The sequence below is a fragment of the Neobacillus sp. CF12 genome (genome assembly GCF_030348765.1).
In the GTDB taxonomy this organism is placed as follows: Bacteria; Bacillota; Bacilli; order Bacillales; family Cytobacillaceae; genus Neobacillus.
This window is the reverse complement of record NZ_JAUCEU010000007.1, coordinates 5,353,131-5,377,617: the sequence shown is the minus strand read 5'-3', so window position 1 is coordinate 5,377,617 and position 24,487 is coordinate 5,353,131. Positions and strand designations below refer to the sequence as shown.

Annotated in this window: 28 protein-coding genes and 1 other annotated feature; of the genes, 1 reads left to right on the top strand and 27 read right to left on the bottom strand. The window is 38.6% G+C overall.

Features of this window, described 5'->3' with window-relative positions:
• Nucleotides 1-64 precede the first annotated feature (64 nt).
• From QUG14_RS25660 to QUG14_RS25625, 8 genes are all read right to left on the bottom strand, one after another.
• On the bottom strand, nucleotides 65-208 hold the full coding sequence (locus tag QUG14_RS25660) for a YrzI family small protein (RefSeq protein WP_289343292.1): 144 nt from the start codon (nucleotides 206-208) through the stop codon (nucleotides 65-67).
• A gap of 26 nt (nucleotides 209-234) precedes the next feature.
• Nucleotides 235-375, bottom strand: a complete 141-nt coding sequence (locus tag QUG14_RS25655; RefSeq protein ID WP_289343291.1) for a YrzI family small protein — start codon at nucleotides 373-375, stop codon at nucleotides 235-237.
• A 31-nt stretch (nucleotides 376-406) separates the two neighbouring features.
• Nucleotides 407-547: a YrzI family small protein gene (locus tag QUG14_RS25650; RefSeq protein ID WP_289343289.1), complete on the bottom strand. Its 141-nt coding sequence runs from the start codon at nucleotides 545-547 to the stop codon at nucleotides 407-409.
• 688 nt (nucleotides 548-1,235) lie between these two features.
• The gene (locus QUG14_RS25645) at nucleotides 1,236-1,478 is read right to left on the bottom strand and encodes a YrhC family protein (protein WP_289343287.1); all 243 of its coding nucleotides are present in this window, start codon (nucleotides 1,476-1,478) and stop codon (nucleotides 1,236-1,238) included.
• A gap of 124 nt (nucleotides 1,479-1,602) precedes the next feature.
• A complete protein-coding gene (locus QUG14_RS25640; RefSeq protein ID WP_289343286.1) occupies nucleotides 1,603-2,736 on the bottom strand; it encodes a bifunctional cystathionine gamma-lyase/homocysteine desulfhydrase in 1,134 nt (377 codons plus the stop codon).
• Nucleotides 2,737-3,660, bottom strand: coding sequence for a PLP-dependent cysteine synthase family protein (locus QUG14_RS25635; RefSeq protein WP_289343285.1), 924 nt, complete (start codon nucleotides 3,658-3,660; stop codon nucleotides 2,737-2,739).
• 27 nt (nucleotides 3,661-3,687) lie between these two features.
• Nucleotides 3,688-4,383: a 5'-methylthioadenosine/S-adenosylhomocysteine nucleosidase gene (mtnN, locus tag QUG14_RS25630; protein ID WP_289343284.1), complete on the bottom strand. Its 696-nt coding sequence runs from the start codon at nucleotides 4,381-4,383 to the stop codon at nucleotides 3,688-3,690.
• A gap of 14 nt (nucleotides 4,384-4,397) precedes the next feature.
• On the bottom strand, nucleotides 4,398-5,036 hold the full coding sequence (locus QUG14_RS25625; RefSeq protein WP_289343283.1) for a class I SAM-dependent DNA methyltransferase: 639 nt from the start codon (nucleotides 5,034-5,036) through the stop codon (nucleotides 4,398-4,400).
• A gap of 151 nt (nucleotides 5,037-5,187) precedes the next feature.
• On the opposite strand from QUG14_RS25625, the gene QUG14_RS25620 reads away from it, so the two are divergent.
• Nucleotides 5,188-5,394: a DUF2536 family protein gene (locus QUG14_RS25620; protein ID WP_289343282.1), complete on the top strand. Its 207-nt coding sequence runs from the start codon at nucleotides 5,188-5,190 to the stop codon at nucleotides 5,392-5,394.
• 30 nt (nucleotides 5,395-5,424) lie between these two features.
• Here the strand turns inward: QUG14_RS25620 and QUG14_RS25615 are convergent, their stop codons facing one another.
• The 19 genes from QUG14_RS25615 to mnmA form a co-directional block, all read right to left on the bottom strand.
• Nucleotides 5,425-6,066, bottom strand: a complete 642-nt coding sequence (locus QUG14_RS25615; RefSeq protein WP_289343281.1) for a YrrS family protein — start codon at nucleotides 6,064-6,066, stop codon at nucleotides 5,425-5,427.
• 112 nt (nucleotides 6,067-6,178) lie between these two features.
• A complete protein-coding gene (locus QUG14_RS25610) occupies nucleotides 6,179-7,939 on the bottom strand; it encodes a peptidoglycan D,D-transpeptidase FtsI family protein (protein ID WP_289343280.1) in 1,761 nt (586 codons plus the stop codon).
• 65 nt (nucleotides 7,940-8,004) lie between these two features.
• Nucleotides 8,005-8,481: a transcription elongation factor GreA gene (gene greA, locus QUG14_RS25605; RefSeq protein WP_289343279.1), complete on the bottom strand. Its 477-nt coding sequence runs from the start codon at nucleotides 8,479-8,481 to the stop codon at nucleotides 8,005-8,007.
• 162 nt (nucleotides 8,482-8,643) lie between these two features.
• A complete protein-coding gene (udk, locus tag QUG14_RS25600; RefSeq protein WP_289343278.1) occupies nucleotides 8,644-9,279 on the bottom strand; it encodes a uridine kinase in 636 nt (211 codons plus the stop codon).
• A gap of 1 nt (nucleotide 9,280) precedes the next feature.
• Nucleotides 9,281-10,552, bottom strand: a complete 1,272-nt coding sequence (locus tag QUG14_RS25595; protein ID WP_289343277.1) for a peptidase U32 family protein — start codon at nucleotides 10,550-10,552, stop codon at nucleotides 9,281-9,283.
• 15 nt (nucleotides 10,553-10,567) lie between these two features.
• A complete protein-coding gene (locus QUG14_RS25590) occupies nucleotides 10,568-11,497 on the bottom strand; it encodes a peptidase U32 family protein (RefSeq protein WP_289343276.1) in 930 nt (309 codons plus the stop codon).
• Between the two features lie 5 nt (nucleotides 11,498-11,502).
• Nucleotides 11,503-12,144, bottom strand: a complete 642-nt coding sequence (locus QUG14_RS25585; RefSeq protein ID WP_289343275.1) for an O-methyltransferase — start codon at nucleotides 12,142-12,144, stop codon at nucleotides 11,503-11,505.
• A 173-nt stretch (nucleotides 12,145-12,317) separates the two neighbouring features.
• Nucleotides 12,318-13,451, bottom strand: coding sequence for an endolytic transglycosylase MltG (gene mltG / locus QUG14_RS25580; RefSeq protein WP_289343274.1), 1,134 nt, complete (start codon nucleotides 13,449-13,451; stop codon nucleotides 12,318-12,320).
• 183 nt (nucleotides 13,452-13,634) lie between these two features.
• Nucleotides 13,635-13,925, bottom strand: a complete 291-nt coding sequence (locus QUG14_RS25575) for a DUF1292 domain-containing protein (protein WP_289343273.1) — start codon at nucleotides 13,923-13,925, stop codon at nucleotides 13,635-13,637.
• Between the two features lie 12 nt (nucleotides 13,926-13,937).
• Complete coding sequence (ruvX, locus tag QUG14_RS25570; protein ID WP_289343272.1) at nucleotides 13,938-14,354, bottom strand: Holliday junction resolvase RuvX; 417 nt, start codon at nucleotides 14,352-14,354, stop codon at nucleotides 13,938-13,940.
• A 3-nt stretch (nucleotides 14,355-14,357) separates the two neighbouring features.
• Complete coding sequence (locus QUG14_RS25565) at nucleotides 14,358-14,624, bottom strand: IreB family regulatory phosphoprotein (protein ID WP_289343271.1); 267 nt, start codon at nucleotides 14,622-14,624, stop codon at nucleotides 14,358-14,360.
• Nucleotides 14,625-14,902: 278 nt separating this feature from the next.
• Entirely contained in the window at nucleotides 14,903-17,536 is a 2,634-nt protein-coding gene (alaS, locus tag QUG14_RS25560; RefSeq protein WP_289343270.1) for an alanine--tRNA ligase, read from the bottom strand.
• A 56-nt stretch (nucleotides 17,537-17,592) separates the two neighbouring features.
• Nucleotides 17,593-17,813 (bottom strand) — a binding site (T-box leader).
• Between the two features lie 44 nt (nucleotides 17,814-17,857).
• Complete coding sequence (locus tag QUG14_RS25555; RefSeq protein WP_289343269.1) at nucleotides 17,858-18,943, bottom strand: AI-2E family transporter; 1,086 nt, start codon at nucleotides 18,941-18,943, stop codon at nucleotides 17,858-17,860.
• Between the two features lie 93 nt (nucleotides 18,944-19,036).
• Nucleotides 19,037-19,171, bottom strand: coding sequence for a YrzQ family protein (locus QUG14_RS25550; protein ID WP_289343268.1), 135 nt, complete (start codon nucleotides 19,169-19,171; stop codon nucleotides 19,037-19,039).
• Between the two features lie 80 nt (nucleotides 19,172-19,251).
• On the bottom strand, nucleotides 19,252-19,443 hold the full coding sequence (locus QUG14_RS25545) for a hypothetical protein (protein WP_289343267.1): 192 nt from the start codon (nucleotides 19,441-19,443) through the stop codon (nucleotides 19,252-19,254).
• Nucleotides 19,444-19,455: 12 nt separating this feature from the next.
• Entirely contained in the window at nucleotides 19,456-19,932 is a 477-nt protein-coding gene (locus QUG14_RS25540) for a PRC-barrel domain-containing protein (protein WP_289343266.1), read from the bottom strand.
• A 33-nt stretch (nucleotides 19,933-19,965) separates the two neighbouring features.
• Entirely contained in the window at nucleotides 19,966-22,380 is a 2,415-nt protein-coding gene (gene recD2 / locus QUG14_RS25535; RefSeq protein WP_289343265.1) for an SF1B family DNA helicase RecD2, read from the bottom strand.
• 34 nt (nucleotides 22,381-22,414) lie between these two features.
• The gene (locus QUG14_RS25530; RefSeq protein WP_289343264.1) at nucleotides 22,415-23,068 is read right to left on the bottom strand and encodes a tetratricopeptide repeat protein; all 654 of its coding nucleotides are present in this window, start codon (nucleotides 23,066-23,068) and stop codon (nucleotides 22,415-22,417) included.
• Nucleotides 23,069-23,345: 277 nt separating this feature from the next.
• On the bottom strand, nucleotides 23,346-24,464 hold the full coding sequence (mnmA, locus tag QUG14_RS25525; protein WP_289343263.1) for a tRNA 2-thiouridine(34) synthase MnmA: 1,119 nt from the start codon (nucleotides 24,462-24,464) through the stop codon (nucleotides 23,346-23,348).
• Between the last annotated feature and the right edge of the window lie 23 nt (nucleotides 24,465-24,487).

Sequence of the window (24,487 nt, the reverse complement as noted above, 5' to 3'; positions counted from 1 at the left end):
TCCACGTTTTTGAATTAAATATATCATTGTAAACCCACCCTTCTTTTTTTGTCATTTTAAAGACTTAATACATAATGCGATGAACGGATATTTGACGATCCTTTGTTCCTTCATATATTTTCTTAATTTGCTCTTGGTGAGCTGCTTCCTCCAAACTCATCTCCCGTTTTTTGATGGTAATGGAAAAGAATAGAATATTTAAGGTCATGACTATCACCTCCCATAAAGGGTTTATTACATTAAATGATAAGCTGTAACTTGACGGTCTTTATGCTGATCATACAGCTTTTCAATCATGTCGTTTCGAATTGCTTCTTGCAGACTTTCTTTACGTTTCTTAACTGTAATTGAAAAAAATAAAATATTTAGAGTCATTTTTATACACTTCCTTTTAATAAGAGTTAATTTATAGTAAATGATACATTGACAGTTGACGTTCTTTGTTTTGCTCATAAAGTTTTTCAATCACTTCATTTCGAGCCGCTTGTTGAAGACTTTCTTCCCTTTTTTTGAACGTAATCGAGATAAAAAATATATTCAGGGTCATACCTATCACCTCCTAAGGATTATTTATTTTACCTTTATACCCATTTTTGTTAATAATATCCATTTTTCGGGCACAAAAAGGCCGCAAGAAATTACTCCCTTGCGGCCTATTTTTAGGCACAAAAATACCGCAGGGCATCATTCTCCCTGCGGCATGGATATGTATAGTAACTAAAAATTAGTTAAGCAATCCATTCCTGTTGGTCGAATGCAAATTATTCAAATATTCTGTTGTCATATCCCAAGCAATTTCAGTATAAGCAACTGTTAACGTCATCATCATTTTCTTCGACCTCCTTCGGAATTTTTTACTAACTACGGTAATTATATCCATCAACACACCCTTTGTAAACCACTTTTTTGAAATTTTTAAAAAAAATAGTTAAATCGCCTCGTTTTTTCAAAGGCTGTGTTAAATTTGTCTGTTGATTTGCGCTCCACTAAGGAAAGCTTCTTTGAATATGCACCGCAGTGACAGGCGGTCTCTGCCTGTCGCGAGGCACTTCGCTTTCCGCGGGCGGTACGGGGAGCCTCCTCGGCGCTTAAGCGCCTGCGGGGTCTCCCCTGCCCCGTCCTCCCGCAGGAGTCTTCGTGCCTTCCGCGCAAATCAACAGAGAGCCAATATAAACATTTTCTTTAACACAGCCTTTCCAAAAAAAATAAACGTCCCAATTGGGTACGTTTATTTCTCATTTGCCATCTTCCATATCCATAAGCTTAAGCTGGCATTGTTTATATTGAATAAATAGGAAAATCGAACCTGCTAAAAAGGACATTGAGGAAATCATCATTATATTTACATTCATCTCACTCTTCGTGTCTGACGGAATAATTACACCTAAAAAGAAAAATACACCGACAGCGAGTAGTACAACAGCAAATTGTTTAAAATCAACCATTTTTTCATAAATCACTTTCGTTTGTTTTTCCACTGTAGGTCACCTGCTTTTCTTAAAATCTACTAGACTACTTTAACACATAAAAGAGTGGAAAAGTGGATGTAAATTTTAGAAAAAAGAACAAAAAATAATCCGGCATATAGCCGGATAGGAATTATTATTCTAATGCCTGATTTAAATCGTCTATCAAATCCTCTACATCCTCAAGACCTACTGAAATTCTCACTAACCCGTCGGTAATCCCTAATTCTGTTCGTCGTTCTATAGGAATGGAAGCATGGGTCATTCTTGCTGGGACAGAAATCAAGCTTTCGACAGCCCCTAGACTTTCAGCTAAAGTAAAATAATGAACTTTACTTAAAAGTTTATCTGCATTTTCGGCACTTCCCACATCAAATGAAACCATTCCTCCAAAACCTCTTACCTGTTTTTTTGCAATTGTATGATTTGGGTGCGTTTCCAACCCAGGATAAAATACTTTCTTGACTGCAGGATGTCCTTGCAAAAAAGCGACTATAGCAGCGGTATTCTTCTCCGTTTCTTCCATACGGATACCTAATGTCTTAATCCCCCGAATTAGAAGCCATGAGTCTTGCGGTCCCAGTACGCCTCCAGTTGAGTTCTGGACAAAATGAAGGTCTTCAGCCAGCCTTTTACTATTAACTACCGCTAAACCTGCTACGACATCACTGTGTCCACCTAAATATTTTGTAGCACTATGAAGAACAATATCAGCACCCAGTTCAATTGGATTTTGCCAGTAAGGTGTCGAGAAGGTATTATCAACAATTGTTAACAGACCATGTTCCTTCGCAAGTTTTGCCACTTGTTCAATATTCGTAATTTTTAAAAGTGGATTTGTCGGTGTTTCTAAATGAATCGCCCTGGTATTTGGTTTTATTTCACTTATTATAGCGTCTAGGTTACTTGTATCAACGAAGGTTGAATCAATTCCTAACCGGTTTAACACCTTTGTCATAACACGAAACGAGCCACCATACACATCATCTGTTAGAATCACATGGTCTCCGCTGTTAAAGAGCATCATAACAGCAGTCATGGCAGCCATTCCCGAACCAAAAGCAAAACCTGCTTCACCACCTTCAAGATCCTTAATCAGTTCTTCAAGAGCAAATCGAGTAGGATTACCTGTTCTTGAATACTCATAGCCTTTATGTCCGCCTACTCCTTCTTGCTTATAGGTGCTTACTTGATAAATGGGGAAGGAGACTGCACCCGTTGCTGGATCGGTACTAATACCGCCATGAATTAATTTTGTTTTCCTTCTCACCTATATCCCCCCTTCGTAAATTTTCTTACTTAAATATCGTTCACTTCCATCAGGAAAAATAACAACAATATTTGTGCCTGCTTTGGCACCTTCAGCTTCGGAAAAGGCGGCCTTAAAGGCTGCACCAGAGGAACTGCCAACTAATAATCCTTCTTTTTCTGCTAATTCTTTAACGAACAAAAATGCATCTTCATCCGGAATTGTATGAATGGCGTCAATGTAATTGTGATCTATATAACCAGGAAGAAATTCCATACCTATTCCCTCGGTTTTATGAGGACCTGGTTCACCACCATTTAATATTGAGCCTTCTGGTTCGACAATAACAGTCTTAATGTCTTTATTTTGTTCTTTTAAAAAACGCGCTGTTCCCATAAAGGTTCCACCCGTACCTGCACCAGCAACAAATATACTTATTTTTCCATCCATTTGTTCCCACAGCTCAGGGCCAAGTGTTTTATAATACGTTTGCGGATTTACAGGATTAGCGAATTGCTGAGGACAATACGAACCAGGTATTTTCTTAAGGAGTTCCTCTGCTTTCGCGATTGCCCCCTTCATTCCCTTTTCAGTGGGAGTATGAACTATTTTTGCTCCTAGTGCTCTCATTAACGTTTGTTTTTCAACACTAAACTTTTCGGGTACACATAAAATAACCTGTACGCCTTTGCTTATTGAGGCGAGCGCTAATCCGATCCCTGTATTCCCGGCTGTCGGTTCTATAACCGTTCCGCCTTCCTGCAGCTTTCCACTCTCAAAAGCTTCCCTCAGAAGCTCTACACCAAGGCGATCCTTAACACTGCCGCCAGGATTCATGAATTCTAGCTTAGCAAAAATGCGCACTCCTTTCGGGAGTGCAAACTGAGTAATTTCCACCACAGGTGTATGACCAATCAATTCATGTACATTTTTGTAAACTTTCACAACGCACGCCACCTCTTTCTGAGTTGACTATCTTAAAGCTGCTACAATTTTCATAACCAATGTAGCTGAATGAGTTGCTGCCTGGTCAATGAATTGATCAAAAGAAATTTCTGATTCCTTTCCAGCGATATCAGATAACGAACGAATAATAACGAAAGGAACTCCAAAACGATGTGCTACTTGTGCAATCGCCGCAGCTTCCATTTCAACAGCTTGTAGTTCGTCAAACTTTGATCGTACAAACTTAACACGTTCCGGATCCTCCATAAATGAATCACCTGTTACAATTAACCCTTTAACAACTTGGAATTTATCTAGTTCTCTAGCTGCATTCTCCGCAACTTCCACTAATTTATTATCAGCTAAAAAAGCTGCCGGAAGCTGTGGTACTTGCCCATATTCATAACCAAAGGCTGTTACATCCACATCATGATGACGAACCTCTGTTGATATTACGGCATCACCTACATTTAAGTCAGGGTTGAATCCCCCAGCTGAACCGGTATTGATGATGCAATCAGGCTTATATTTTTCAAGCAAAATAGTTGTTGACATTGCAGCATTTACTTTTCCAATACCAGAGCGCAGCAAAATTACTTCTGCTCCATTCATTTTTCCAAAGGTAAATTCGCATCCGGCTACTGTTTCTTGTGTTTGCCCCTCGATATGATCTCTTAGTAATTTTACTTCTTCTTCCATTGCTCCAATGATGGCAATTTTCATGTTTAAACCTCTCTCTATTGTTTTTCTCCTTCCATTAACCAGACAAAATCATTACAGCGCCTAAATTGTATAGTAAACCCATTTTTTTCTAAAATGGTTCTTAAATTAGGAATGGTTGTATAATATTCTGTTTCCAAATCTTTTGCCAGGTTATGAAAGCCTTGTTTTTTTGCTTTTACGATTGCATTATTATAATCTTCCTCTGATTCAAACATCGTATCCGCAAACACTATTCTACCACCTTTTGAAAGCAGCTTTCCATATTTGGCAATTGCTTCATCCTTTTCCTCATCTGTCAGATGATGGAATGCATAAGTGGAGACAATTGTATCAACATTTATTATTTCAGGAAAATGAAGAAAATCACCTACCAGTATTTTTGCTTTTGTTCCAAGCTTTGCTTCTGCTATTTCCCTCATTGGTAATGAAGGCTCAATACCAGTTATCTTTAAACCCGAATCAAGCAATTTTTTTGTCAAGTTACCCGTTCCAACACCAAACTCAACCACATTTCCTTTTGAAAGTGCTGTCACAGCTTCTAATACTTGCTCATACCTTGCAAAAACTGCTTTATATTCACGATTATTTCCGCCAACACTTTCATCATATGAATCAGCCCATTGTTCAAAAACATCTAAAAATTCCAGTCCCAAGCAATTAACCTCCAAACATTCTTATAATTCCTATTTGTATACTATGAATTAAACACAAACTTGTTATGGAATTTTTTACTTTGATTGAAATATTCATTGATTACAATGCAGGGAATAACTAGAATGTACATTAGGAAAGGATGATACGGTGATGAATTTTCAAATTGATTTTATCGAGGATAAAGTAGAATTTTTTGATGCAACCGATCTTAAAGTTTTGGAAAAGAAAATCGATGCAAAGATTGAGGAAAACAAAGCAATTCTCTTAGGGGTACATTCAGTTTCTCATCAAATGTACGCGAACGAAAAGGGTCAAACATACTTTACCGCAGTCGTTCACTTTAAACGAAAAAAATAGGATGGAGAGCCCATCCTATTTTTTTCTATTCTATTCAATTGCAGAAAGTTCTTCAACTTTTGTAGGCTTCCAGCCTCCGCCATCGACCCATTCAAGGTAAACATTGTATTTTTGCTGGTTATCCTTAGAAGATACGATACTAAACGATCCAATACCAGTTGTTTTGTTCCGACCTAACCAATGTAAAGTCATATTGCTTTCTTCTAGCCCCGTTGCATAAGAAACTGCCTTTAGCATTTCCTGCCAATCAACATGTGTTTCATCATATACTGGAGTATGTTCTCCGGTTTGTGCAGTACCTACAGGCTTCCAAGCAGGGTTTTCGATTGTCCTCAGAACATTGGTAGTCCCATCTCCCTCGGTGATAACTGCCTGTGATTCATCTTCCTGTGCAGGTGCTGAGGTTTCCTCAGTATCATTCTCTTCCTCAGTTTCTTGCGCAGCATCATTTTTTTCAGTATCTTTATCCTCTTTTTCTGAGGCTTGATTTGCTGTTGTTTTTGTATCTTCCTTTTTAGGGGCTGCTTTATCATCACCTGATAAAAAGATTGTATAAGCTACAAAGAAAATGAGAGCTAGCACAATGACGATAAGACTATTCAAGATAATATTCGTTTTCTTTCTTTTAGCCCGATAAGTAGAACGTGAGCCGGATTGGAAATCGTTACTCATTAAAAATCCCTCCAAATAGACAAGGCGATAGCGCCACTAAACAATTATGATGGCTAAAAAACATTCTAACATGAATTGAAAAGAACTTGAAGGATTTTCCCTAAAGTTAATCCTATTGTAATCCTTTGTCATGTTCGTATAACATTTTAACCATATCTGCAAATAATAAATTCACGCCGCCTTCGGTATCTATGACATCCAAATTCACTGCTACAAGCGCGTATTTAGGGTTTTGATATGGAAAATAGCCGGCAAACCACTTATTATGCAATTGTTTATCATTTTCGTATTTTCCCGTTTCCGCAGTCCCTGACTTTCCTGCTACTTCGTATGGAAGATCCTTAAACCATTTTCCAGTCCCATTCGGATTTACAACGACCTCTCTTAGTAATTTCTGTAACTTCATCGCACTATAAGGTGAAATGGTTTCACCAGGTAATTCTTGTTTTTCAAAGGTGACCATGGTAGTACCATTTTTATACTCAATTTTCGAGGCAGTCCGCACCATTTCTTTTTTACCACCTCTTGCAATGGTTGCCATCATATTGGCAACAGCTAGAGGCGTTGCCCGAACTTCATGTTGTCCGATCCCCGACATGGCCGCATAGTTTTGGTCTTTTTTTGCCTCTTCTGTCAAAAACACCCTGCCTTTATCTTCATCCACCAGTTGTTTAAAATTATTGGTATGATAAACTTCACCTTGCCATCCTACTGTGCCCGTTAATGATAATTTCTCAGCATATTCCTCCAGCAGGTCCTTATCTATTTTTTGAAGTTCCTGTGCAAGTTCTCCAAAGGTTCGGTTACAACTTCTAGCAAAGCTATCAGTAAACGAAAGCATACCATAATTATATTTTACTTCAGGATCCCCATTAATTTTTTTACTGCAATTAAATAATCGGGTTGGATCATCAAGACTCTGATCAATCGCCGCTGCCGCCACCACGGTTTTAAAAATGGAACCCATTATTTCTTGCTTTAGCATGCGGTTGGTAATCCCAGAACCGCTGTAAGGATCACTTTGGTTGATAGCCGGGCGTGAAACGGACGCTAGGACACTATTGCTCTCAATATCAAGGAGCACTAACCCGCCTTTTTTTATCCCGTGCTGATTTACTAATTCCTCCGATTTTTGTTGAAGACTTTTATCAATCGTCGTCCTCACATTTACGGGGTAAAAGGGATTAGCGGGATCAACATATTTAACATTAATTCCAAATAACGGGGCCCCATCACCATCAACGTGATAGACAAGTTTTGATTTTCCTTCAGGAAGTAAAAATTCATCAAAACTTTCTTCAAGACCAGAAACACCAATAAGTGTTTTTTCAGATAGTTCCTTATCGGGATAACGTTTTTGTAATTCGTCAGCATTTTCTCCTGTTAACCCAATTAATTGCTCTGCCGGGATATCTGTCCTTTCAAATTTCTTTTCAATCGCAAAAACACCAGGTATCTCTAGTTTATTAATTTTTTCCATTTGCGAAGATGTTAATTCCAATGGTTCTGGTTCTCCATAAGCAAACGGTTTATTTGCTTCATCTAGGGCATTTTTTAGACTGGTTTCTGATATCCCAGAAATGGTTGATACAGCATCAATATCCCAATCCATATTTTTCAAAAATGGAAAGAGAACAAGGACAGATACTTTTTTATGGGTTAGCAGCTCTCCATTTCGATCAAGGAAATTCCCCCGGCCATTATCAATGACTAACTCTTGTGTTCGTTGTTTTACGCTATCTTCCAATAAATTCACATTGTGCTTTGAAAAAGATTCTGTTTGAACTAACTGTATCTGAATTAATCGAGCCATAAGAATCAATAGCCCAGCAATACAGAGGATGAGTAATCCTTTAATTCGTTTACGTATCATAAAAAACACCTCGTCAAAAGTTTTGACGAGGTGTTTCCATTTCAAACATAAAGTTAAAAATTCAATTACTTAATCGAGACAATACGGACGCTCATTTCACCGCCTGGTGTTTGGACAGATACTTGATCGCCTACTTTTTTGCCAATTAGGCTTTTTGCAATTGGAGAATCGTTAGAAATTTTCCCTTCAAACGGGTCTGCCTCTGCACTTCCCACGATTGTATAGGTTTCTTCGTCACCATCCGGAAGTTCAACAAATGTAACGGACCTTCCTAACATAACAGAATCGGTAGCCATGTCGCCTTCTTCAATAATTTTTGCGTTGCGGATCATGTTTTCTAAAGTTGTAATCCGACCTTCAACAAAGGCTTGTTCTTCTTTTGCAGAATCATATTCAGAGTTTTCAGATAAATCTCCGAAACTTCTTGCAATTTTAATTCTTTCTACAACTTCTTTTCGTTTTACAGATTTTAAATGTTCAAGTTCCTGAATTAGTTTGTCTTTACCCGCTTGTGTCATTGGAAATACTTTTTCTATCGCCAAAACTTCTCACTCCTTCTAGTCTTCACAATCCCCCATAGACTGTGTTTGTTAATGTTATGTAGGTATCACATAAATACATAGGAGCGCGTCCTCTTAGAAGGGCGCGCATGCATGTATTCATCCAATATGGATTCATTGTAAACTAATCTATACGCTATTGTTTCATAAAAATGACTTTTGTTCAAGAATTGTTTGAATTTTTGTGACCATTAAATCAATTGCCACATGATTTTGACCGCCTTCAGGGATAATCACATCTGCATATCTCTTCGTTGGTTCAATAAATTGGTTATGCATCGGACGAACTACATTTGTATATTGATCGATTACTGAATCCAGGGTACGACCACGTTCTTTAATGTCACGAGATAACCTTCTGATAATTCGAATGTCGGCGTCAGTATCAACAAATAGCTTTATGTCCATCAAATTTCGTAACCGCTCATCTTCTAGAACAAGTATACCTTCTAAAATAATAACATCTTTCGGTTCAACATCAATGATTTCTTTTGAGCGGGTATGAAGTGAATAATCATAAACTGGTTTCTCAATTGGTTCGTATCGCAACAAGGTTTCGATATGTTGTATGAGCAAATCATTGTCAAAAGCCAGTGGGTGGTCATAATTCGTCTTTAAACGTTCCTCAAAAGGCAAATCACTTTGGTCTTTGTAATAGTAATCCTGTTGAAGCATGGTTATAGAGTGACCTTTAAAGCTTTCATAAATTGCTTTGGTAACACTTGTTTTTCCTGAGCCGGAGCCTCCGGCAACACCAATAACAACCGGTTTGCGCATCAACCTAGTTCTCCTTTCGCATCATGTTGTTAGGGTAAACCGGTCTGTCCAATTTAAATTGTACAATTTGAAGCGGATGTCTAGCTGCATCCAGTTCATTACCTTTTTCATCCCAAATTTTATCAATCACATGTGTAAAGTTTTGAATTTCCGGTCCAAAGAATTCAACTTCCTGACCCGGTTTAAAGTGGTTTCGTTGTTGAAGGGTAACCATTTGTGTTTCTTCGTTGTAATCCAACACAAGACCGACAAATTCAAACTTTGTCTTGTTGCTATGATTACCAAACATTTGCTCTTTATACCCCGGAACACCTTCAAAAAATGCTGGTGCCGTTTCACGATTCGCACATTTGTCCAACTCTTCTAACCATTCACGCTTAATTACGAAGGTATCAGGGTCTGCACAATAGGCATCAATCACTTTTCGATAAACACTGACAACTGTTGCGATATAGTGAATCGACTTCATGCGGCCTTCAATTTTCAAACTATCAATACCAAGTTCAATCATTTGAGGGATCGCTTGAATTAAATTGAGATCCTTAGGACTCATAGCAAATGGTGCGTCATTCTCAGCATAAAGCGGAACTTCCGTTGTGCTGCCCTCTAGTTGATATAAATCATAATCCCAACGGCATGACTGACAGCAGCCGCCGCGGTTAGAATCCCTGGCTGTCATGTGATTACTTAGGGTACAACGTCCAGAATAAGCTATACACATAGCACCGTGTATAAAGATCTCAATTTCGACATCTACTTTTTCTTTCATTTCCCTAATTTCTTCGCCACTAGCTTCACGCGCTAAAACAACACGCTCTGCACCACTTTCTTTCCAGAACTGAGCTGTTTTCCAGTTGGAAATTGATTGCTGAGTACTAATATGAATTTCGATTTCTGGTGCAAGCCTGCGGCAAGTTTCAATGATTAATGGATCGGCAACAATAATCCCTGCTATACCTGTTTCTTTTAACCCAAGGATATAGTCTTCTAACCCATCAATATTCTCATTGTGGGCGAAGATATTCGTTGTAACGTATATTCTCGCACCATATTTTTTTGCGAACTCAACGCCTTCTTTCATTTCTTCAAATGTAAAGTTATCAGCGTTAGAACGTAATCCATATTCCTGGCCGCCAATAAATACGGCATCTGCTCCATATTGAACAGCAATTTTTAATTTTTCAAGATTTCCTGCTGGTGCAAGGAGTTCTGGCTTTTTCACAATCACACGTTTTCCATCAATGATTTCAGAAATCTTATCTTTAACTGTATTCATGAATTGAACTCCTCCTTAGTAGACTGTTTCCTTGAAAAAGAATCCTGTATCTAATTTGCGGTTTGCTGGTTGAACTTCCTCAATCGCTGCTAAAAGTTCATCTTTTTTGTCCTCATATAAATCCGGGTCCTCAAAAAATAAATCAATGGCTTCACGATAGGCCTTTGTTACGGTTAATAGATAGTCAGAAGACTTTAAGATCCCATCGATTTTAAAAGAATCTACGCCAGCTTCAAGCATTTCTTGCAGCTCATCAATGATACAAATATCGTTTGGGCTCATAATATGAGTTCCGTTCTCATCTTCAAAAATCGGATATTTATTTTCCCGCTCTTTATCATGCAGGAACATATTATTTTCCATTTTGCGATTTTCGATTTCCATTACTTTCCCTTGGTATTCATAATAGTTACCTAAAAGAGAACGTTTTGATTGGAACATACAGCTCATTCCGTGCACTTGTACTTCAATTTCTACCTCAGCATTTTCTTTGATTTCAACGATTGAATCCATGTTTATTTCACGAGCGAGCACAGCTCTTTTTGCACCCTTTTGCCCCCAATAGTTACATGAGAACCAATTGGTACCAAGGGTTTCCGTGCTCCAATGTAGTTTTATATCCGGTGCTGCTTCACGTGCAGTCATTAAAACAGCAGGGTCACCAAAAATAATGGCATCCGCATTTGCTTCAGCTGCAAATTTAATATAATCACTTAATTCATCCATTTTTTCATTATGGAAAATAGCATTCATCGCAACATAGACTTTTTTCCCTTTGGAATGTGCTAATTCTATTGCTTGCTTTACCTGTTCTCGGTTAAATTCACCTGCCAAACGCAGTCCATATCTTTGTTCACCGACAACGAATGCATCTGCACCAGCTTCTGCCAGCGGCAATATATCGTTAACGGACAATGGAGTAACCAATAATTCCGTTCTTTTCATTTTATTCACCTCTTCTTTTTACTAATTGCGATTCCGTCACCAACAGGGAGAATGACTGTATGATAATCTGGATGATTCATCAGCCATTGGTTAAAGCCATCTATTTTCTTGACAAGATTACGAATCCTTTTCGATTCAATCTCTGATTCTGTAACAAGTCCTTTAAATAAAACATTATCCGTAATGATGATTCCATCATCCTTTAAATACTTCGAATAGATTTCAAAAAACTTTTTATATTGACCTTTTGCAGCGTCAACAAAAATGGCATCGTAGGGTGCTTGTACACTTACAAGTTCCTCTACTTCAAGTGCATCGCCTTTTATCAATAGAATCTGATTGCCATGATTCGAACGATTTATATACTCTTCCGCAACCTGAATTCTTTCTAAATCTCTTTCTATCGTTACAATAAATGCGCTGGGAAGTGCTTCAGCCATTCGTAATGCGGAATATCCAATGGCAGTGCCAACCTCTAGAATTTTTTTGGAGTCTTGGATCCTTAAGAGTTGAAGTAAGGCTTCAATTCCCACAAGTTCCATGATCGGTACTTTATTTTCTTTAGCATAGTCTTCCATTTCGATAATTAATTGAGTTCGTCCTGGAATCAGTTCCTCAATATAAGAATGCAGTTTATCATTTAACAAACTGCCATCACCTGCCTCTAGCTAATAAAAGCATTCTAACCAATATAATGCTCTTTAGACATGAAAAAATAGCGTTCAAAGAAACGCTATTGTCTGCTCATAAAACACTTGAACTATTTTATCACAATCAAGGAGGAAAGAAAACCATTTCCCCCTTGATACTCTGTTTATAATTACTGGTTAGTAATATGCTCTGCTTTTGCAGCATTATGTTCATCTAATGTATCAGTAAAAAGTACCTTTCCTTCAGGTGTAGCAAGGAAATACAAATGTTTTGTATCCGCAGGCTGCACCGCGGCCTCAAGCGAATCTTTACCTGCATTTGCTATTGGTCCAGGAGGAAGCCCTTTATGTTTGTAAGTATTATAAGGGGAATCTACTTCTAAATCCTCATATAGGACCCGTTCCTTATGCTTTCCTTGAGCGTAAAGAACAGTGGGGTCCGTTTGTAAAGGCATTCCTTGTTCGATACGATTATAGAATACACTAGATATTTTCTTACGATCTGCCTCTTTCGTTGCCTCTTCTTCAATTAATGAGGACATGGTTAATAACTGGTGTGCAGTAAACTCTTCTTCCCCCTGGTCTGCTAGATAAGGGATAATCACCTTTTGAGTTTGTTCGAGCATGGTAACCACCATTTCTTCTACAGTTGGATTTTGCTTATAAAATGGATAGGTTGCTGGAAACAAGTAACCCTCAAGTGGATATTTAATATTTGGATTCAGGATATCTGTTGTTAATAAACTAGGAAATTTCCCCATCATCTTTTGAATGAAGGTTCTATCATTTAACTGATTAAAAACTTCCTCTTCCGGTAAATTTACTGTCTTAGCGATAATTTGAGCAATTTCTTTTAACTGTTTACCTTCTGGTATGGTTAATTGAAAAGCCGCCTGCTGCAGCACCTTACCAGTTTTCAGACGATTTATGATTTCTGGAATTTCCATAGAGGGACTCAACTCATATTCCCCTGCCATAAAACCTGCTTCATTTTTAAATTTCACATAATACTTAAAAACTTTAGCGTTTTTAATGATTCCACTATCTTCTAATTTTTGGGATATTCCTGTTACGGATGATCCTATTGGGATTTCTACTTTTGTTTTGGCTTTACTGTCCTTGTCAACAGGTTGTAGTGCTGACTTGATGTAAAGATACCCCCCTCCGCCGATAAAGACTAGGATAAAAAGGGTTAAAATACTAATCATTAAAACAATTTTGCGAACAATTCTTGCTTCACTCTGATGCTCAAGCATTTTTTTTCGTACTTCCTCTTTTTTCGAGTGTCTCTCTTCTGTCGACATTTAATTGCCCCTCCCATAAGCCCTTAAAACATATATCTTTCAAACTCTTTTTTTTAACATTTAGAAACTGCGTATCAGTAATATTTCAGCATAATCCGCGAAAAATGTCAATTTTTGTTCGAAAGCGCATTCAAAAATGGATAAAAAAAGCGACCCTTTATCAGGATCGCTTTTTTCATCGTATTATTCTTCGTCTTCTTGTTCATCGTAAAAAGTATTGAGCATCTCTTCAACCATATCCCATTCTTCTTCCGTTTCGATTGGGATTAATTCACCTTCGCCATCTTCGTCATTTGGATTGAAGGCATATGCATGAATTTCAGGACCTTCTTCATCGTCTTCGACTCCACCAACTTGTTGAAATAAAACATAAGACTTGCCAAAATCCTCTGACTCAAATGTAAAAAGTACTTCACATAATTGTTCGTTACCATTTTCATCTACAATTGTAATTTGATTTTCTCCGTGTTCCATATCTTCACCTCATTAATTTTTGCTATCAAGATAGCCTTGTAAAATCATCATTGCTGCCATTTTATCAATAACCTTTTTCCGCTTCTTACGGCTGACATCCGCTTCAAGCAAAACTCGCTCTGCCGCCATTGTAGTTAAGCGCTCGTCCCATAAAATGGTTGAAACGGAAAAAAGTTTTTCAAGTTGCTCTGCGTATCGCTGACTGGCTTCACCGCGCGGTCCAATGGAACCATTCATATTCTTAGGCAACCCAATGACAACATCAGTTATACCATACTCTTTTATTAATTGACCAATTTCATCAAATCCAAACTTATTTCTTTCCTCGTCGATTTTGAGGGTTTTGAGGCCCTGTGCAGTCCAGCCAAGTTCATCGCTTATGGCAATACCAACTGTTTTAGAGCCTACATCTAATCCCATAATTCGCATTTCTTAACCCTCACGTCGTTGTATTAAATAGGATTTCACCAATTCTTCAATAATTTCGTCACGTTCGAGTTTCCGAATGATATTCCTAGCATCCCGGTGCCGGGGAATATAAGCAGGATCTCCAGAAAGTAAATACCCGACGATTTGATTAATTGGATTATATCCTTTTTCCTGTAAAGCTTCATAAACTTGAAGAAGTACATCATTTACGTCATGTTCAAACGGCTCTTCAGGAAAATTAAATCTCATCGTTTTATCAAATGAGCTCATCACTTGCACCTCGCATTTTTAGTAGAGGAGATAACTAACTTCTACACGTTGCTAATTTTAGCCTTAGTGTCTAGCTGCAGTGCCTAGGGGCTCTCAGGTCTAAGCCAATCCGACAAGAAGGTTAAAAAACAACCTTCTCGCCGGCTCGTCTTATGCCTGTCGCCCCTGGGCACTAAGGAAAACTCCTTAGATTAATCCTCGCAGGAACAAGCTGAGCTTGTTCCGAAGGCACTTCCGCTTTTCTAGTTACCTATATATTACACTACTTTGTCTCATTATCAAATTGATTTCACCCATTCATCTACGAATTGCAGAGCAGAGTCGAGTTTTTCTGGATCTTTACCGCCAGCCTGAGCCATATCCGGACGACCTCCGCCTCCTCCACCGCAGCGTGTTGCAACTTCTTTAATTAATTTACCTGCATGATAGCCCTTGTCATTTAAATCTTTTGTGACTGCTGCGATTAAATTGACTTTCCCTTCATTAACACTTCCGAGGAGAATAATAGCCGAACCGATTTTTTGTTTTAAATCATCTGCCATATTTCGAAGGTTATTCATATCAGAAGCTTGGACTTTGGCAGCCAAAACGGTTACACCGTCAATTTGCTTTGCTTTTGTTACAAGGTTGCCAGCTTCAATATTTCCTAATTTAGCTGAAAGTGATTCGTTTTCGCGCTGCAGTTGTTTGATTTCAGCCATTAAGGCATCGATCCGATTGACCACTTCCTTAGGATTGGTTTTCAATTTGTCAGCTGCATCCTTTAATAACCCAACTTGATCATTCATCAATTGGTATGCAGACTCACCCGTAACGGCTTCAATTCTCCTTGTACCGGCGCCAATTCCACCTTCAGAAACAATTTTAAATAGCCCAATCACAGAAGTGTTCGGTACATGACAGCCGCCGCAAAGTTCTAAACTATAATCGCCAACTTTAACGACACGAACAATATCACCATATTTTTCACCAAAAAGAGCCATTGCCCCCATTTCTTTTGCTTCAGCAATAGGTTTGAGGCTAATATTTACTTCGATATTTCTCCAAATTTTCTCGTTCACTATTTTTTCAATTTCCTCTAATTCTTCTGGTTTCACTTGACCAAAATGTGAGAAATCAAAACGGAGACGATCTGGTTCTACTAATGATCCTGCCTGATTAACATGCGTTCCAAGCACATCCTTCAAAGCTTGATGAAGCAAGTGTGTAGCAGTATGATTCTTAATAATTTGGACTCGATTCTCTTGATTCACAGTTGCCGTTACTTTTGCGTCACTCTTTAATATGCCGGACTCCACTATCGCTTTATGAAGATTTTGACCATTTGGTGCTTTTTGTACATCTTTTACAGCCACTTCAACACCATCTGCATAAATCATTCCGCGGTCAGCAATTTGTCCGCCGCTCTCTGCATAAAATGGTGTGATATCTAAAATTAACTGTACCTCATCTCCACTAAATGCTTCCTCAATCAATTCACCATTTTTAATAATTGCAACAACAGTAGAACTTGTTTGCAGTTGGTCATAACCGATAAACTCACTCTCTACCTTAATGTCCCCTAGTACGCCACCTTGAACCTGCATACTATCGACATCCTGACGTGCAGCACGGGCACGCTCGCGCTGTAGCTCCATTTCCGTTTCAAAACCAGCGTGATCTACTTTCATTCCCTCTTCTTCTGCATATTCCTCGGTTAATTCAACCGGGAAACCATAGGTGTCATAAAGACGGAATACATCACTTCCGGAAATCGTATCGCTGCCTTTTTCCTTTTCTTTTTTGATGACATTTCCTAGTATGGACAATCCTTCATGTAATGTTTCGTGGAAACGTTCTTCTTCATTTTTAATCACTTTCTGAATAAAATCAGTCTTATCTTTTACCTCTGGATAGAAGTCATGCATGATTTCTCCAACGACTGGAACAAGCTCATACATAAATGGACGATGGATATTGATTTGCTTTGCATAACGAACTGCGCGACGTAGTAAACGGCGTAGTACATACCCACGTCCTTCATTTGAAGGCAAAGCCCCATCTCCAACGGCAAAAGCAACCGTACGAATGTGGTCTGCGATTACTTTAAATGCTGTATCTTTTTCTTTATCAGCGCCATATTTCACACCCGAAATCTCTTCCGTTGCTCGAATAATCGGGATAAACAAATCGGTATCAAAGTTCGTTGGCACGTTTTGGACAACGGAAGCCATTCTTTCTAGACCCATCCCTGTATCAATGTTTTTCTTTGGCAGCGGTGTATAGGTATTGTCAGGATTATGATTGAACTGAGAAAATACAAGATTCCAAACCTCGAGATAGCGTTCATTCTCGCCGCCAGGATATAACTCTGGATCTGTTGGATCATTCCCATACTCTGGGCCTCGGTCATAGAATATTTCCGTATTCGGACCACTTGGGCCTTCACCAATATCCCAGAAGTTCCCTTCTAGGCGAATAATTCGCTCCTCTGGAATCCCAATCTTTTTATTCCAAAGATCAAATGCTTCATGATCCTCTGGATGAATGGTAACGGATAGAAGTTCAGGGTCCCATCCAATCCATTTTTTATCCGTTAAAAACTCCCATGCCCACTCAATTGCTTCTTCTTTAAAATATTCACCGATCGAAAAGTTACCAAGCATTTCGAAAAAGGTATGGTGGCGTGCTGTTTTCCCAACGTTTTCGATATCGTTGGTACGAATTGATTTTTGCGCATTCGTTATCCTTGGATTATCTGGAATTACACGACCATCGAAGTATTTTTTTAGTGTGGCAACACCACTGTTAATCCATAATAATGATGGATCTTCATGAGGAACAAGCGACGCACTTGGTTCAACCGCATGCCCTTTCTCCTGGAAAAAATCTAAATACATCTTACGAATTTCTGAACCAGTCAAGTATTTCATTTTTTACTACGCCTCCTTAAAGATTAAAAAAGAACACAAAAAAGCCCTCATCCCATAGCAGGGACGAGAGCGTGTTCTCGCGGTACCACCCTGATTATGAACACAAAATACTCTGGTGTTCATCTCTCAAAAAATGCCTTAACGCGGCAATAACGGCAGTGGTTAGCTGCACTCCAGACTAGCCTTCTGTTATCCTTCATCTAGAACTTCTCGCAGCCAAGGAAGCTCCTCTCTTAAAGATGGACTACAACATACTAAGGTCCTTCTACATGTTAATCAAAGTATTCTATAAAGGGATTATAGCCACACAAAAAACGTTTGTCAATCTGATGGTGCGGGTTCCTTTACTTTTTCACGCATAAAATGATTTTTAGCATGAATAACACTTACTTTAAGTACAACTAGCACAGGGACAGCTACAATCATTCCAAGGATTCCGCCTATTTCACCGCCAGACGTTAAAGCAATCATGATCATTAGCGGATGCATATGCAGACTCTTCCCCACGATATAAGGGGACAAAATATTACCTTCTAAAAATTGCAAACCAAAAACAATTATGAGGGTTACAATTACTAATTTAACCGAACTTGTTGCGGCAATAATAACAGCCGGAACAGCCCCAATAATCGGACCGAAATATGGGATTACATTTGTGACTCCAATAATCATTCCTAACAGTAATGAATATTTCAAATGAAATATCCAAAATAAAATGGCTGATAGACTGCCAATAATGAGACAGACGAGTAGCTGCCCTCTAATATAACTGCCTAGCGATTCATCTATATCCTTAAGAAACCGCGTTCCTTTTCTTCGCCATTTCTTCGGTGTTAAATACCAGACAGCTCTTTTTATGAGCGCGAAATCCTTTAACATATAAAAAGCAATAAAAGGAATAATCATAATCGCAAAAGCAAAGTTAAAGATGTTAAGTAAAGAATCAACGATGATCTTCAACAGGGAATCTAAACTTTTTTCAAATCCAATTATCCCTTCGTTCAATTGCTCTTGAAGACCATCCGGCCATTCTCGTGTATGCGATTGAAGATCCTTTATCCAATTTCGGTACTGCTCGGCAAGAATTGGTGCGCTTTCTGCCAGATCCTTTACTTGTGCAATAAAGACAGGAATTCCTTTGTATAGCGCTAAGCCAAGACCACCAAAGAAAAGAAAATAAATCAGAAATATTGCAAGTCCACGGTGTAAACCTTTTTCATGCAACTTTTCAACTATTGGGTGAAGCAAATATGTAATAAATCCACCTATAAAAAAAGGAAGGATAATCACGATAGCCACTCTTAAAATCGGCAACCATACGAATCGAATTTTCAAAAACACGTAAAGTGCAATTAGTAAAAGAAGCAAAAAACCGATTCGATAAAACCATTTAACCTGAATACCCACCGATACATTGCCTCCTTATACCTTTATTCTTAGAGACAAATAGCCAATTTATACATGCACCAAAAATCCCCCTCTATATGAGGGGGATACTTTTTAGAATAAAGCTCTCTTTACTTTTCTTGACATTCGTTTCATTTGACGGCCAGACATCATGTTATTTCTTTTTGCCATATTATAGGCTGCCATTCCAACACCAAATGCAACAACCGAAGTCATCACTTTATTCATACGTCTCACCTCTTCTGTAGTTTGACAGTGCTTTTTGTTTTGTGCTTCCTGTCTACCTTCAGTGCACAAGTGTTTCCACTTTATATGGTGTAACGACGCTCTTCTTCTTCAAACAAGTCATCTAAGGAACTGAGAGTACCATCTTCTTCGACTTGATGGGTATTGATTACGCCTTTGGCAAGTGACAATTCAATAAAACAATTCCAGCAATAATATTGGTTTATTCCTATTTTACCTATATCTTTGCTCTGACAATTGGGACATTTGAGCATGGAAAGAACACCTCACGAATGATTTACGTCTACGATGATGGCATCCTTTCCGATCGCAGGGGGCTTCTCGGATTGTATTATCTGTTTCCCTTCTGTTATATCCGAAAAGAAACCATCCGTAATTTCGTACCCTACGATTGTGCCCAATTCTTCATGAAAATATACGTCCTGTAACAATCCTAGTGACTCTCCACTTTTTGAAATAAGCATTTTGCCGTTCAGAGAGTGTTGGTGGTTAAGGGTATATTCTGGATTTGTTTTAAGTCGTTCAAGAGAATCATCATCTTCAATCATGACCCCATCCCAGCCAAACGATGCTACATCTTGAATGTCCAGAAAATAGGTGTGTTTGAAGAAAACGCCTTTCTTGACCAAAAGGCCTGTTACGACCCCTTCACTCGTGATGTACAAATCAGTAATTTCACCAATTTTCGCTCCCGTTTTTGATTCGAAAACCGGCTGTCCTTTCAATAAAGAAAATGTTCGCAAAGGGTGTATCACCTCCTGTGAACATTTATAGTTTCAGTCATTTACCATGAAATCATAAGGTGTAAGGTTTTCCATGCCAATCATTGGATTAACTTGCATTAATCTTTCCTCAGCAGAAAGAATCGTTCCATCATCAGGCTCTTCGTCGGTGGTGGATACCTTAACCGAGATCATCTCTTGCAGCTTTTGGGATAAAGTGGTTTGCCGGCTTAGTTCATCTGCCCTTTCAACCCCCATCCTAAGTGCTTCTTCTTCACCACACAGAATCAGTGACTGTTTGCTCCTCGTAATAGCCGTATAGATGAGATTTCTACGTAACATTCGAAAATAACTTCTGGTAATGGGAAGAATGACGATTGGGAATTCACTTCCCTGAGATTTATGTACCGAACAACAATAGGCATGCGTAATTTGATTCAAATCCTGTCTTGAATATTCGACTTCATTTCCTTCGTAGGAAATGTATACCATATCTTGTTTTTCCGTATTTTCCTTTGCATAGATAATAGAAATAATTTCTCCAATATCTCCGTTAAAAACATTACTTTCTGGCTGGTTTACAAGCTGTAGTACTTTATCACCAATGCGATATTTTACTTCACCATAGACAATTTCCTTGCGTGTACCGTCTGGGTTTGGATTGAAGATTTCTTGTAATAAGACATTTAATCGATCAATGCCTGCTGGACCTCTATACATCGGTGCCAAAACTTGAATATCCCTTGCTGAATATCCTTTGCTTTTGGCATTCAGTGCTACTTTTTCAATGACCTGAGGAATCTGGACCGTTGAACATTTGATAAAAGAACGGTCTGGCTGCTTCATAGTAACATCTGGAGGCAAATAACCTTTTTTAATGTCATGGGCTAGTTCAATAATGGATGACCCTTCAGCCTGGCGATAAATATCGGTTAGTCTAACAGTTGGTACAACTTCAGACCTTAATAAATCCTTTAATACTTGACCAGGTCCCACAGATGGAAGCTGATCTTCATCCCCAACAAGGATAACCTGAATATTATCTGGAAGTGCCTTAAATAATTGATTTGCCAGCCAAATATCTAACATAGAGGTCTCATCAACAATAAGGATTTTACCCTCGAGTGGACTTGCATCTTCAAGATCATATCCCTCTGTCCGATTAAAGCCAAGTAAGCGGTGAATGGTGACTGCCGGTAGTCCTGTCGATTCACTCATTCGTTTGGCCGCTCTTCCCGTTGGAGCTGCTAGCAAAAACGGAAAGGGTTCATCCTTTTTATGATAATCCTTAAGCTCCAATGAACAGCCATGCAATTCAGCATAAAGCTCAACGATTCCTTTAATAACCGTGGTTTTCCCTGTTCCAGGACCCCCTGTTAAAATTAACATTGGAGACATTAATGCAGTTTGAATGGCTTCTCTTTGTGTCGGAGCATATTGTACCTTTAGTCTTTCCTCAAGATTCCCTAATGCCAACAAAAATTCAGATTCGGGAAATTGCTCGTTATATTCAGTTTGTTCAAGTATTTTTTTAATACTGGTAACAAGTCCTTTTTCTGCAAAATACAAAGTAGGCAAGTAAACACGCTTTTCTTCACCAATTAATTTACCCTCTTCTTCAAGTTTCAAAATCTCTGTCGAAATATCGGTGAATTCAATTTGATCGCGTTTATTTTCCTCAAGCAGATTTTTAACCTGTATCAGCAAATCCTCGACATGAACATATACATGACCTGTCTGCATGCTTTCGTTCTCGAGGGAGTAAAGACAGGCTGCTTTTATACGGTCTGGGTGATTACCCGAAATCCCTAACTGATAGCCCAACTCGTCTGCCCGGCCAAAACCAATCCCCTCTATATCTTCAACAAGCTTATAAGGATTCTTTTGAATAATATCAAGCGTTTCATCCTTATAGGTTTGATACATCCTCATTGAAAGTTGAGGTCCGAAACCATATTGATTTAAGGCTACCATTACTTGCTCGAGACCTTGGTGCTCCATTAGGGTATCGTAAAGCATTTTCGCCTTTTCAGGAGGAAGCTTTGGAACAGAATCAAGCAGGGAAGGTTGATTTAGAATTTTCGAAATCGCATTTTCTCCTAATGTTTCAACAATATTTTCTGCTGTCTTTTTCCCAATCCCTTTAAACATTTCACTTGATAAATAAGCTGCCACCCCTTGCTTTGTTTGCGGTATATCTTTACGAAAATGCTTTGTGTGAAATTGTAAGCCAAACTTAGGATGATCCTTAAACTCGCCAAAGAAAATATAGGTCTCCTGCTCATGAATTTTTGGAAAATAACCAGTGATTACAGCTTCCTTGTCATCATATTCATGATTCGTTTCTTCCACACGAATTCTTAATACCGTGTAAAGATTTTGCTCATTATGAAAAATCGTAACGAGATGTTTTCCTTTAACGAACTTACCTTGTTCGGCAAATAAATCAAGCGTGCTTTGCTTATCCATAGGTGCTTCCTCCTTTCTAGCTTATCTAATGGGTTTATTTTGCTGATTCGATTAACTTTTTCGCATGTCCTGCTAGAAGATGATCTGGCTGTATTTCAAGTGCTCGGTCGAACATTGCTAAAGCTTTGTCTGCTTTCTCTTTAAAAGCATAGGACACGCCTAGATTATAATAAGCATCTGTATGCTCGTCATCTAATTGTATACATTTTTCAAATTGAACAATTGCCTCATCGATTAATTCTAGTTGCGCCAGGCATAAACCATACTGAAAACGTGCTTCCGCATCCTCTTCATTCAGTTCGACACTTCTTTGTAAGTAGGGAAGTGCAAATTTCCCCTGATCCAGTTGCATGAGCGTTAACCCTAACATGAAATAATTATCACTTGTGTTAAGCCCTTTTTTCATCGCCAGTTCAAACATCTTCTTAGCTTGGTCAAACTTGTCGTTGGTAAAATATATATTACCGGCACTATAATAGGCCGCTGCCGTATTTTCATCTAATTGAATAGCCTTTTCATAAAATTTCAATGCCTTCTCATCATCCCCAACAGCGGAAAGCACATTGCCAAAATTTATGTAAGCAATCGGATCATTCGGATTTTCTTCAATGATTTCATTAAAGATTTTAGCTGCCTCTTCCCATTTGCCCTCTTGCATGTATTGAACACCTAATTGGTTTTTATCCATTTAATAATCACTCCGTTCTAATTTTAGAGTATACCATAAATCAGCAATTTTTCAGCGAGTTTCGGGATATAATCGTGTACCATGCCCAGGGTTTTTGGTGTATTTTGGATAATTGTACAAAACCTAATGAAAAATGTACAAAACCGATAAAAATAAGTACAAAACCCTTTAGAATTTGTCCAATAACCACAAAAAGATGTACAAACCCAAATGAAATATGTACAAAACTCCAAAACATATAAAAAAACCCCGATTCCAGCCGGAATCAGGGGTTTTTTTATCCTACATATGTCAAACGTTGTCCATCTTTATATACTTCATCAATGGTTCCGCCGCCAAGACACTCGTCACCATTGTAAAAAACAACAGCCTGTCCAGGTGTCACCGCACGAATGGGTTCATCAAAGATAACTTTAACCTTATTGTTATCCATTAGCTGAACGGTAACTTTATTGTCATCCTGACGGTATCTGAATTTTGCCGTACAAGTAAATTCTGCAGACTTTTCCTGGTCAGAAACCCAACTTACGTTGTCGGCAATAATCGAGTCCGAATACAATTTTTCATTATGGAAGCCTTGTCCAACATAAAGGATATTTCTTTTTAAATCCTTGCCAATCGCAAACCATGGCTCTCCTGAACCACCGATTCCTAAGCCATGACGCTGCCCGATGGTATGGTACATTAAGCCATCATGCTTGCCCTTAACCTCTCCATCCATTGTTTCCATGTTTCCTGGCTGCGCCGGAAGGTACTGACCTAGGAATTCTTTAAAGTTACGTTCCCCAATAAAGCAAATCCCCGTACTGTCTTTTTTCGTCGCTGTAGCAAGATTTGCTTCCTTAGCAATCTCACGCACTCTAGATTTTTCAAGATTACCAATTGGGAACATGACTTTACTTAGCTGCTCTTGGTTCAATTGATTTAAGAAATAAGTTTGGTCCTTATTTTCATCTTTCCCTCGGAGCATTTTGTATTCTCCGTCACGGTACTCCACCTGAGCATAATGACCTGTTGCTAAATAGTCTGCTCCTAAATTGACCGCATGCTCGAGAAAGGCTTTAAATTTAATTTCTTTGTTACACATAACATCAGGATTAGGCGTACGCCCAGCCTTATATTCTTCAAGGAAATAGGTAAATACCTTGTCCCAATATTGTTTTTCAAAATTAACCGCGTAATAAGGAATACCAATTTGATTGCATACACGAATCACATCGTCATAATCTTCGGTTGCTGTACAAAAGCCAGTATCGTCGGTATCATCCCAGTTTTTCATAAAGATTCCGATAACATCATAGCCTTGTTGCTTCAACAAAAGTGCCGCAACGGAGGAGTCAACACCGCCTGACATCCCAACAACAACTCTTATATCCTTTGGTTCTCTATTATCCATTTTTCTCATCTCTCCTTTCCTTC

Bases quoted from the DNA above. Each gene is read 5' to 3' on its own strand.
- QUG14_RS25660 (WP_289343292.1), bottom strand. From the start codon at position 208: ATGACCTTAAATATTCTATTCTTTTCCATTACCATCAAAAAACGGGAG.
- QUG14_RS25655 (WP_289343291.1), bottom strand. From the start codon at position 375: ATGACTCTAAATATTTTATTTTTTTCAATTACAGTTAAGAAACGTAAA.
- QUG14_RS25650 (WP_289343289.1), bottom strand. From the start codon at position 547: ATGACCCTGAATATATTTTTTATCTCGATTACGTTCAAAAAAAGGGAA.
- mtnN (WP_289343284.1), bottom strand. From the start codon at position 4,383: ATGAAAATTGCCATCATTGGAGCAATGGAAGAAGAAGTAAAATTACTA.
- QUG14_RS25620 (WP_289343282.1), top strand. From the start codon at position 5,188: ATGAATTTTCAAATTGATTTTATCGAGGATAAAGTAGAATTTTTTGAT.
- QUG14_RS25615 (WP_289343281.1), bottom strand. From the start codon at position 6,066: ATGAGTAACGATTTCCAATCCGGCTCACGTTCTACTTATCGGGCTAAA.
- QUG14_RS25610 (WP_289343280.1), bottom strand. From the start codon at position 7,939: ATGATACGTAAACGAATTAAAGGATTACTCATCCTCTGTATTGCTGGG.
- QUG14_RS25595 (WP_289343277.1), bottom strand. From the start codon at position 10,552: ATGAATACAGTTAAAGATAAGATTTCTGAAATCATTGATGGAAAACGT.
- QUG14_RS25590 (WP_289343276.1), bottom strand. From the start codon at position 11,497: ATGAAAAGAACGGAATTATTGGTTACTCCATTGTCCGTTAACGATATA.
- mltG (WP_289343274.1), bottom strand. From the start codon at position 13,451: ATGTCGACAGAAGAGAGACACTCGAAAAAAGAGGAAGTACGAAAAAAA.
- QUG14_RS25575 (WP_289343273.1), bottom strand. From the start codon at position 13,925: ATGGAACACGGAGAAAATCAAATTACAATTGTAGATGAAAATGGTAAC.
- ruvX (WP_289343272.1), bottom strand. From the start codon at position 14,354: ATGCGAATTATGGGATTAGATGTAGGCTCTAAAACAGTTGGTATTGCC.
- QUG14_RS25565 (WP_289343271.1), bottom strand. From the start codon at position 14,624: ATGAGCTCATTTGATAAAACGATGAGATTTAATTTTCCTGAAGAGCCG.
- alaS (WP_289343270.1), bottom strand. From the start codon at position 17,536: ATGAAATACTTGACTGGTTCAGAAATTCGTAAGATGTATTTAGATTTT.
- QUG14_RS25550 (WP_289343268.1), bottom strand. From the start codon at position 19,171: ATGAATAAAGTGATGACTTCGGTTGTTGCATTTGGTGTTGGAATGGCA.
- QUG14_RS25545 (WP_289343267.1), bottom strand. From the start codon at position 19,443: ATGCTCAAATGTCCCAATTGTCAGAGCAAAGATATAGGTAAAATAGGA.
- recD2 (WP_289343265.1), bottom strand. From the start codon at position 22,380: ATGGATAAGCAAAGCACGCTTGATTTATTTGCCGAACAAGGTAAGTTC.
- QUG14_RS25530 (WP_289343264.1), bottom strand. From the start codon at position 23,068: ATGGATAAAAACCAATTAGGTGTTCAATACATGCAAGAGGGCAAATGG.
- mnmA (WP_289343263.1), bottom strand. From the start codon at position 24,464: ATGGATAATAGAGAACCAAAGGATATAAGAGTTGTTGTTGGGATGTCA.